A 9291-nucleotide genomic window follows, 5' to 3' on the forward strand; every position below is an offset into this window, starting at 1 on the left:
CGTCGAAAGACGACCGGGCTTTTTTTCGTTTCACACGTTGGCATTCTCAACAAAGAAAGCAAGTGTTCGACGAGAGCCGTCAAGGCCATCGTCGAACACTTGCTTTCTTGTGCTTTTCGTGTGGGCTATCGAGACTATTTATTCCGGGATTCTGAGTTCCGATCCTTCCACCACCGTCCCGTTCCGCATCGCGTTCCATTGTTCTGAAGTGTACAGCACATCTCTCGCTTGGGCGCCGTTGTAGGTGCCGACGATCCCGTCCTCGGCCATGAAGTCAATCAGGCGGGCGGCGCGGCCGTAGCCGACGCCCAAGGCCCGTTGCAACAAGGAGCAACTTCCCCGACCTTCGCGGATGACGATTTCTACCGCTTGTTCATACAAGGCATCCCGTTTTTTGACGTTCTCTATTGCGTTCCCGGCCGGGGCTTTGTTCTCCTCGGAATCTTTCTCCGCAAGGCTCAGCAATTCGTTGTCGAATTCCGGGTCTTCGACCTCCAAATGCGAAACGACTCGCAGGATTTCATCGTCGCTAGCGTAGCAGCCCTGCGCCCGCACAATCGTGCTGGTATTGGGCTGAAGGAACAGCATGTCCCCCTTGCCCAAAAGTTTTTCGGCCCCGACTTCATCCAGCACCACGCGACTGTTGGAACGATCGGCCACTTGGAAACAAATCCGGGCCGGCAAGTTCGATTTGATGAGGCCAGTGATGACGTCCACCGTGGGCCGCTGCGTCGTCAGGATCAGGTGGATGCCGGCCGCCCGTGATTTTTGGGCGAGCCGGATGATGTGGCCTTCAACTTCCTTTTTCATCGCCATCATCAAATCGCCGACTTCGTCCACGATGATGACAATGTACGGCAGCCGATCCGGCAGGGCGTCCTTGGTGGCTTGGTCGACGGGCTTGATCCGTTTGACGATCTCATCCCGGCCAAGCTCGTTGAATCCGATGATGTTCCGGACGCGGGCCTTCCGCAGCAGTTCGTACCGCTGCTCCATTTTGTCGACGGCCCACGACAGAATCGCCTCGGCCTTGCTGTTGTCTGTGACGACCGGGTGCATGAGGTGGGGAAGTTTGCCATATTCGGCCAATTCCACCTGCTTCGGGTCAATCATCAACAACCGGCATTCTTCCGGTGTTCGTGTCAGCAGCAGGCTTACGATGATGGAGTTCAAGCACACCGATTTCCCGGTTCCCGTCCGTCCGGCGATCAGCAAGTGCGGCATGTCGGCCATGTCCTGCACCAGCGGCCGACCTTCGCTGTCCTTGCCGAGCAACAGCGGGAGTTTGCACTTGGCCACCTTTGCCCCGGCCGAGTTAATCAACTCTTTCAAACGGACGACGGCCCGGTGTTCGTTCGGCACTTCGATGCCCACCGTGTTCCGGCCGGGCAGCGGGGCAACGATGCGAACGCTCTGCACTTTCAGATTCAGCGCCAAATCATCTGACAGGGCGGTTACACGGGAAACCCTCAGCCCCGTTTCGAGGGCGATTTCATACTGCGTGACCACCGGGCCGGTGTGGATACCGACGACTTTGATGGTCAGCCCGAAATCGGCAAAGGTCTTTTCCAGCAGCGAGGCCACCATCCGAAGGTGGGTTTCATCCTCCCCCTTGGAAGCGGCCGGTTCGTCCAGCAATTCAAACGGCGGCAACTCGTAACTCATCCGGTTCGGCGGTGGGGTGCGTTCCACCCGCTGATTGACGGATTTGGAAATCGGAACCGTGTCCGGCTTCAACGGCACGCCGGGGATCGGGGTGGGGGCAAGGACATCGATGTCCGGCTTGGTTTCGCGGTGTGAATTGATTCGTAGCGAGCGGTTGATCGGCAAAATCACCGGCTCGGGTTCCGGCATCGGCAGGGGGACCACCACAGGGACAACCGGCTTTCGACGAAGGCGGCCTCGCGCCCACGGGCCGATTTTCCGGGTCGTCGCCCCGGTCCAGCAGATCAGATCAATGAGGGCCATGACGCCGTGATCGGCCGCGAGTAACACGCCAAGCATGATCCCGGCGACCAGCACCAGCACGCATCCGGCGATGCTAAAATGACCGGACAGCCAGCCATTTAACATCGCCCCGATCATTCCCCCCGGCCCGGCCAATGGCCCGGCGGCCGAGCCCACCCCTGCGCGGTCCGCAATCAGGCTGGCACAAGCCACCAGCAGCATCCAACCGGAAAACCGACCGGCGAATGAACGGATCGACGTGTTGAAGAAAAGGGTGATCGACAGGGCCAGCCAGCCGACGAGGAAAACATACGCCCCCGCCCCCACCGGTTCAATGAGTTGCTCGCGCAGCCAATGCCCGGCCGGGCCGAACGGTTGCGGGAACAGACCAGGAAGCGAGGCCGCTTCCGGCGACGGTCCCCCCAGCACGCTCCCGGCGGCGAGAACGCCCCCGGCGACCAGCGTGATGACAAAAGAAGACGGGCCTGTCCCGGCGGGGCGTCCCGACATGGTGCGATACTCTTGGCGACAACGGGCTATTCAAAACGAAGAGCGGCAAAGACCAACCACAAAGACGCAAAGATCACACAAAGTTTCACCAAGCACAAAGCAGAAGCCAAAGACAGAGAAAAAACACAAAGCAAAATCACCTTCAAATCTCATTCTTGATCTGGCTTTGCTTCCTTCCGGTTTTTCCTTCGCTTATTTCGATCTGTTTTTTCTTTGTGAAACTTTGTGCGATCTTTGCGTCTTTGTGGTTAGTTTTCTCTTGGCCTGACTTGCCTGCTCCATGATTAGTTTTACCTCACCCATGCCCTCAACTCACCGGTGACCGACCCTCGAAGTGTGGGACACCTGTTCCGGGAGTCCTCGCGACCGGCCAAATCCCTATAACCCAAATTCATGATCCACATCGCGCTCTGGGAGCCGGAAATCCCGCCAAACACCGGCAACATTGCCCGCTCCTGCGCCGCCACCGGTTCGACGCTGCATCTGATCGGCCGACTCGGCTTCTCCACCTCCGACAAGGCCGTCCGGCGGGCGGGCATGGATTATTGGGCGCATGTGGACATCCGCTACCACGACACCTTCGCGGACTTTGAGGCCGTCGTGGGAACCGAACACATCATTTGCATCGAAACAAACCCCGAACGGATCTACACGGAGGCCCGCTACCAAGACGGCGATTGTCTACTCTTCGGCAACGAATCCAAGGGGCTTCCCGAAAGCATCCGGGAACGCTTCGCCGACCGCACATTCCGCATTCCCATGCCAACCGGCAAAGTTCGCAGTCTGAACCTCGCTACCACAGTGGGCATCGTGCTTTACGATGCCCTGCGCCAAACGAACAACTGGTAAGACCGGAACGGTTCTTTCCAGAATTGCCTCTCCTGCGGAAACACCGGCACAACCCCAATCACCCCGTTTTCCGATCTTTCCCGGCCGGGAATGACCAATGACCAATGACCAATGACCAATGACCAAACTTTGGCAACCGACATGATGGAATTTCGCTGTCTGTTCGTGGCGGCTGACTGAGTTTGGTCATTGGTCATTGGTCATTGGTCATTGGTCATTTCCCCTCGCGTGATCCGCACTGCCGGGGAATTGAAAGATGGCCGAGTCGTCCGTGGTTGCTTTGCCGACGCCCGAGGCGTTGGGTCGTTTCGTGCGGGACATGCTTTGTTCGCACGATCAACTGGACCCGGCGCAAACGCCGCTGTACCGGGCCGAGGTTCGGCGACGGGGCAAGCCGTGCGGGTTGATATTTCATGTGGAGGGGCCGCGAATGCTCAAGACGTCGGCCGTGTGGGCCGGGGAGGAGCATCGGATTCTCTTTTACGATTCGGCCGGGGAGAAGTTTGGCGAAGTGAAGTTGAGCGAATCCCCCGCCGTCGAAGCCATCGCGGCGTGAGAGAGGCAAAGAAAAAGCTCGTCGGGCGAGCGAGGGGTTAGCGGCTTCCTGCCGACCCTCGCCCGCCCGGCGGGCTTTTGGTGTTTTTCCGTCGAAGGCGGTTGTGTCAGCGACGCCCGCGCGTCCTGCGCTCAAGTGGCCTGCCCTGTCCTTGGTCACTTCCCCGGTTCAGACTGGGCGTCGCCGACACAACCGCCTCGGACGGAAAACACATCGCAAATCCGAATTACGCCTGACGGGTTCCATAGTTGGTCAGCGTTCGCATCAGGTGTTCCAAAACGGCCAGCACCATCACAATGCCGATGCCCAATCCGAACCATTGCAACCCGTTGAGAATTTCAGTGTTCATCGTTCGCATCCTTGCAGTGATTCGGGGCATTCGTTCGATGCCCCCTCGTTTCGTACCTGCATGACGCCATGTTTCCCGTGGTTTGCGCGAGGGATTTTTTTCAATTCGTGCGAGTTTGGACCGGTGCCAGAACAACCCGCAAAGATCGCGTAAGCTACGCAGGCGGCGGGTTTGTTTTGACAACAGTTTGAGTAGGCGTTTCCCTTTGGTCTAGTTGAAACAAGTCTCTCGCCATCATGATCCCCGCAACCGGCGGAAGTTCCCCGTCCGGCCGACATTGCCCGTTTTCCCGCCGGGGTTCCGATTGTGAATGTTTGGTTTGCCGGTTCAAATATGAGTGTCGGACATCACACCACCGGGAAACACCTTGACCAACATCGAAGCCACCCGACTAGCCATCGTGCAATTGGGCTCCGAGGCAACCACCAACGACATCATCCGTCACGCGGCCGAGCATCATGGCCTCCGCCTTGAGGCGAGATTTGTCCCCATCTACCGGGCGGCGGTCAAAGCCGAGGAAAAGAGGCAGGAAATGTGGGTGATCGCCGCCCAAGTGGCCGAGGAAGATCGCCGGAACCTGCCCGTAAAGCGCCGCAAGACCGCCAGCCAGCCCGGTTGAGCCGCAATCAATTTTGGAGATTGTCTCCAATCCCGCGATCCCTTCCCCCGGTTTTGCCCTCTAATTCTCCGTTAGCGATGCGGAGATTAGTTGTTGTTGGCTGTCGAAAACGGTTTGAATGGTGGAAGAGACCCAATGAAAGCAATGGCCAACTCCGGCCATGTGCCGGGGGACGGGGTTTGGTCATTCTTTCCTCATCCCTACAATTAAATGAGGCGTTCCGCAGGGAACACTTTTGGAAACTCGAACGGTTCAGGGACAATAATGGCGACGGACACAGCGACCCCCCCGACGACAGAACCTAAACTCTCGGAAGTGGAAGGAATCAAGACGGCCAGCCGCTGGCTCCGCGGAACGCTGGCCGACGAGATGGCGTCCGGTGCCGACCATTTCAACGAGGAATCCAAGCAACTCCTCAAATTCCACGGCAGTTACCAACAAGAAGATCGCGACGCCCGCAAAAACCGGGACAAGGCCGGTGTCGGCAAGCACTACATGTTCATGATCCGGCTCAAGCTCCCCGGCGGGGTGATGTCGGCCGATCAATATCTGGCGATGGATGAAATCGCCGACAAACACGCCAACGGCACCCTTCGCCTCACCACCCGGCAGAGCATCCAGTTTCACGGCATCGTGATGGGGAACCTGAAACAATCGATTCAGGACATCAACGCCGTTTTGATTTCGACCCTCGGGGCCTGCGGGGACGTGAACCGCAATGTGATGGCCTGCCCCGCCCCCTTGAACGACCAGCCCCACCAAGAAGCCCAGCGGCTGGCCCATGAAATCGCCGCCCATCTCGCCCCGAAATCAAACGCTTATCACGATGTCTGGCTGAACGGCGTCAAGCAAAGCCCGGATGCCGAGCAGGAAGACGGCGTCGAGCCGATTTACGGGAAGGTCTATCTCCCCCGGAAGTTCAAGGCGTGTGTCAGCTTGCCGCAAGATAATTGCGTGGATTTGTACGCAAACGACTTGGGATTTCTCGCGGCCATCGAGAACGGCAAGACTGTCGGTTACAACGTCGTCATCGGCGGCGGTTTCGGCCGCACATCCGGGAAGCCGGATACCTTCCCGCATCTCGGGCAGGCCCTGTGCTTTGTCAAACCCGAGGAAGTCGTCGCGGCCTCCGAGGCGGTCATCAAGTTCTTCCGCGATCACGGCAACCGGGCGAATCGGAAACGCGCCCGCCTCAAGTACGTGGTTCACGACATGGGGATTGCGAAGGTCCGCGAAATCTTCCAGGAAAAATACTGGGACAAGCCCCTCGTCTCGCCCCGTGATCTGCCGATCACGGGCGTGGACCTGCACCACGGCTGGCATCCGCAGGGGAACGGCAAATGGTTCTTGGGCCTCAGCGTCGAAAACGGCCGCATCAAGGACGACGGATCTTACCGGCTGCGCAGCGGTATCCGCGAAATCGTCAAGCGGTTCAAGGCTGGCGCCCGTGTGACCGGCCAGCAAGACTTGCTCATCTGTGACATCAGCACCGCCGACCGTCCGGCCGTGGACAGCCTGCTGAACGAGTATGGCATCCCCAAGCCGGAAACCCTCTCACTGGTCCAAAAATGGAGCATGGCCTGCCCGGCGATCCCGACCTGCGGCCTCGCGATCACCGAATCCGAACGAGCGTTGCCCGGTATGATTGACCAGATGGAAGGCATCGTCAATGAATTGGGCCTCGTGGACGAGGCGATCAGCATCCGCATGACCGGCTGCCCGAACGGGTGTGCCCGGCCGTACAATTCGGACATCGGCTTGGTGGGTCGCACCGGCGAAAAATACACGATGTTCGTCGGCGGGACCACCCGAGGCGACCAGTTGAACTTCTTGCTCCAAGACTTGGTTCACCGGGACAAAGTGTTGGAATATTCCAAGACATTGCTCGGCCTGTACAAGACCGAACGTAAATCCGGAGAACCGTTCGGCGACTGGTGCCAGCGCAAGGGCGTCGCCAGCCTTTGCGGCATTCTGAATCTGCCGCTGCCGAAAGCGATTTGAGTTTGAAGGATTGGATTCTTGCCTGCCGGTGCCAGAGTTTCTGTTGACAGGAGTCCGATTCATGAGACAATATCTTAGATATTTGGCATAACGTCCATATAAGGAGCAGGCACATGTTCTCGAAGATTCTGGCCGGAGCCTTGGGAATCGGCGTGATCGCTGTGGGCGGGGTTGTGTACTTCCAATACGGCACAAGCCACAATTCCTGCTGTATGTCGTCGAAAAAGACGGAAGCCGACACCACAACTTCCAGTTGCTGTGGTGATCTCTCGCGGAGCGAAGCGGTCCATTCCTGCTGTTCCAGCGAAGACGTGCAAGCCGTCTCCACAGTGGCCGAAGACGGCCGCGAAGTGCTGGCCATCGCCCCCCGTGAAGTGTCGGAGTAACGTGGAAGACATTACTTGGGTTTGTTGAAAGGGAGCCGCATGGCTCCCTTTTTGTTTGCCTATTCCCATGGAAAACAAAGGGGGGAACCAATTGGTTCCCCCCTTTGAGACCATCAATCACTGCTCTTCACTTAATTTTTGTTGGGACCACCAGGACCGCCCGGAATTCCAGGGAAGCCACCCGGTCCGCCAGGGCCACCCGGAATTCCGGGGAAGCCGCCCGGACCGCCGGGACCCACGGGATTGACGCCAGGGAAGCCGTCGACCGGTCCGTTGGGGTCGCCTTGGACGACGAGCGAATCCACCTTGAGCTGCCGGGATGGAGATTGCTGGCGTTCCATGTAGTTCTTCCAGTCGACGGCGATAATCAAGAATCGCTTGTCGGCCGAGTCAACCCCGGAGACGCCGGAGGTGGCGTAGCCGAACGCCTTGGCGAGGGCGGTGATTGTCGCTTCTTCGTCCAGTTCCGCGTCACGCGGCAACTTGGCCATTTCTTGGAGGAACTTCTCGAATTGCGGGAATCGTTCCTTCGCCATGAAGTAAACCAGCGACCAGGCAAATGTCCGGGCCTTGGCAAACATCTTCTCGGACATCGTCTGCCGGCTTTCGCCGTCGATGTTTGCGTCCTCGAAGTGCAGTTGCCGGGCCTCCCGGAAATTACTGTCGGAAACGGTGTTCATGAAGTCGCCGATGGGGTCTTTCTTGATGATCCCCCGGTCTCGCATTTCCTCGTAATACCGCATGTAGGCCCAGTTCGGTCCGCCGCCGCCGCGATAGAAGGCCACCTTGACTTTGCCGGCCCCGCCGGGGAACGGTCCCTTGGGCATCTCGAACAGGGCGCCGAGGCCGAACCGCACCCATTCCGGGGCAATCACGGTCCGGGGGAGCAACCCGGTTTCGGAGAACAGTTGTTGCGTTCCTTCGTGAGTGGCCGACGCGATTTCCGATTCCCGTTGCAGGGCCTTGTCCACCAACGCCAGTGTGGAAGCCCGCGCGAACTCGATGTATTTGACGGCGACTTTGCTCCGGGGTTCCGTCAACGTCTTCTGGAACAGGTCGGCATCTTTGTAATCCCGGTGGACATCCTTCAAAAGTTGCTCGAAGTTCACCGAAGCCTTGTCCAGTCGGCGTCCGCTGAAGATCGCCAGATTTTCCCGGCGGGCGTGGAAGCCGTCGGCCACGAGGTCTGTCGCCTCGAAAGCCTCGCGATATTTGCGGAATTCCACGGTGTCGGCGACGATGATGGACGGCAGTTTTTCCGTCGGCCCCGGCAGGGCCCGGCCCCGCATGGCAAACCAGAGATAGAAGGTCTTGAGGTTGTCCTCCAGGAACTCCAGCCGGCGCTTGGCGCTGTCCTCCATGCCATCCGTGTGGATGATGGCGTAGTGTTTGCTGGCGGTGACCGATGGATAGCCGACCCGTTCCTGCCAAACCTTCGCCTTGTCCAATTTGGCAATGTTGGCGCCGATCACTTCCTTGACCTTGACATAAGCATCCAGCACCGGTTTGATCCGGGGGCTTTCCATCGCCTTGGTGTTCGTGGACAGTTTGTCCATCGTGGCCATGCAGTCATCCGGCAGGCCGACCGTCAGGCACCACTCGGCGAGGTCCAACTGCTTGTCCGGGCTGAAGTCCTTCATCACCTTGTGGCGGATGGCAAGTTGTTCCTTCGGAGTGGCGAGCCGGTTCAGGTCCAGCACGATTCCGTCGGCATGTGCGTCGAGAAACGTCGTGCCCCAGACGTGATTGATCAACACGTGGGTCACGTCCTTGGGGCCGCCGATGAATTGTTGCCGGAAGATTTGCGGACGAAGTTGATGAACGCCTCCTTGAGCCTCGACAACCACCGTAACGTATTCATCTGCCCCGAGGGCATATTTGCTCATCACCGGAGGATGATTCCCCGCCGGCTGGCCGCCCATGCCGCCGGGCTGGCCGCCGGAAAAACCAAACGCCCCGAATCCACCGCCGCCCATCCCGCCGGGGGGCATGGGAACGCCGCCCATCCCGCCGGGGCCGGGAGGAAGACCAGGAGGAACGCCGGGAATCCCGCCATTTCCAAGATTCCCGCCCA

At 58.9% G+C, this 9291-nt stretch carries 8 protein-coding genes; 5 read left to right on the forward strand and 3 right to left on the reverse strand.

What is annotated here, in order from left to right; genetic code table 11:
• Positions 1-138: 138 nt before the first annotated feature.
• Positions 139-2457 (reverse strand): FtsK/SpoIIIE family DNA translocase, encoded by a 2319-nt coding sequence (locus tag BGIM_RS55800; RefSeq protein WP_020475981.1) that lies wholly within the window; start codon positions 2455-2457, stop codon positions 139-141.
• Between the two features lie 393 nt (positions 2458-2850).
• Here BGIM_RS55800 and BGIM_RS0144125 point away from each other — a divergent pair, with 393 nt between their 5' ends.
• Positions 2851-3306, forward strand: coding sequence for a tRNA (cytidine(34)-2'-O)-methyltransferase (locus tag BGIM_RS0144125; protein WP_020475982.1), 456 nt, complete (start codon positions 2851-2853; stop codon positions 3304-3306).
• Between the two features lie 256 nt (positions 3307-3562).
• Entirely contained in the window at positions 3563-3862 is a 300-nt protein-coding gene (locus BGIM_RS0144130) for a hypothetical protein (protein ID WP_020475983.1), read from the forward strand.
• 226 nt (positions 3863-4088) lie between these two features.
• On the opposite strand, the gene BGIM_RS67980 is transcribed toward BGIM_RS0144130, so the two are convergent.
• Positions 4089-4211 carry a hypothetical protein gene (locus tag BGIM_RS67980; protein ID WP_261340003.1) on the reverse strand — a complete coding sequence of 41 codons (123 nt, stop codon included), beginning with the start codon at positions 4209-4211 and terminating at the stop codon, positions 4089-4091.
• Positions 4212-4578: 367 nt separating this feature from the next.
• Here BGIM_RS67980 and BGIM_RS0144140 point away from each other — a divergent pair, with 367 nt between their 5' ends.
• The 3 genes from BGIM_RS0144140 (at position 4579) to BGIM_RS0144150 (ending at position 7217) form a co-directional block, all read left to right on the forward strand.
• The gene (locus BGIM_RS0144140) at positions 4579-4830 is read left to right on the forward strand and encodes a hypothetical protein (RefSeq protein ID WP_157369902.1); all 252 of its coding nucleotides are present in this window, start codon (positions 4579-4581) and stop codon (positions 4828-4830) included.
• A gap of 264 nt (positions 4831-5094) precedes the next feature.
• Entirely contained in the window at positions 5095-6831 is a 1737-nt protein-coding gene (locus BGIM_RS0144145; RefSeq protein WP_020475986.1) for an NADPH-dependent assimilatory sulfite reductase hemoprotein subunit, read from the forward strand.
• Between the two features lie 113 nt (positions 6832-6944).
• Positions 6945-7217 (forward strand): hypothetical protein, encoded by a 273-nt coding sequence (locus tag BGIM_RS0144150; RefSeq protein ID WP_020475987.1) that lies wholly within the window; start codon positions 6945-6947, stop codon positions 7215-7217.
• A 131-nt stretch (positions 7218-7348) separates the two neighbouring features.
• Here the strand turns inward: BGIM_RS0144150 and BGIM_RS55805 are convergent.
• Positions 7349-9291 (reverse strand): DUF1570 domain-containing protein (locus tag BGIM_RS55805; protein ID WP_193789077.1); only part of this gene is annotated, 1943 nt, incomplete at its 5' end.

Source organism: Zavarzinella formosa DSM 19928 (genome assembly GCF_000255705.1).
GTDB classification, from domain to species: domain Bacteria; phylum Planctomycetota; class Planctomycetia; order Gemmatales; family Gemmataceae; genus Zavarzinella; species Zavarzinella formosa.

Coding starts and splice junctions, on each gene's coding strand:
- BGIM_RS55800 (WP_020475981.1), bottom strand. CDS start 2,457: ATGTCGGGACGCCCCGCCGGGACAGGCCCGTCTTCTTTTGTCATCACG.
- BGIM_RS0144125 (WP_020475982.1), top strand. CDS start 2,851: ATGATCCACATCGCGCTCTGGGAGCCGGAAATCCCGCCAAACACCGGC.
- BGIM_RS0144130 (WP_020475983.1), top strand. CDS start 3,563: ATGGCCGAGTCGTCCGTGGTTGCTTTGCCGACGCCCGAGGCGTTGGGT.
- BGIM_RS67980 (WP_261340003.1), bottom strand. CDS start 4,211: ATGAACACTGAAATTCTCAACGGGTTGCAATGGTTCGGATTGGGCATC.
- BGIM_RS0144145 (WP_020475986.1), top strand. CDS start 5,095: ATGGCGACGGACACAGCGACCCCCCCGACGACAGAACCTAAACTCTCG.
- BGIM_RS0144150 (WP_020475987.1), top strand. CDS start 6,945: ATGTTCTCGAAGATTCTGGCCGGAGCCTTGGGAATCGGCGTGATCGCT.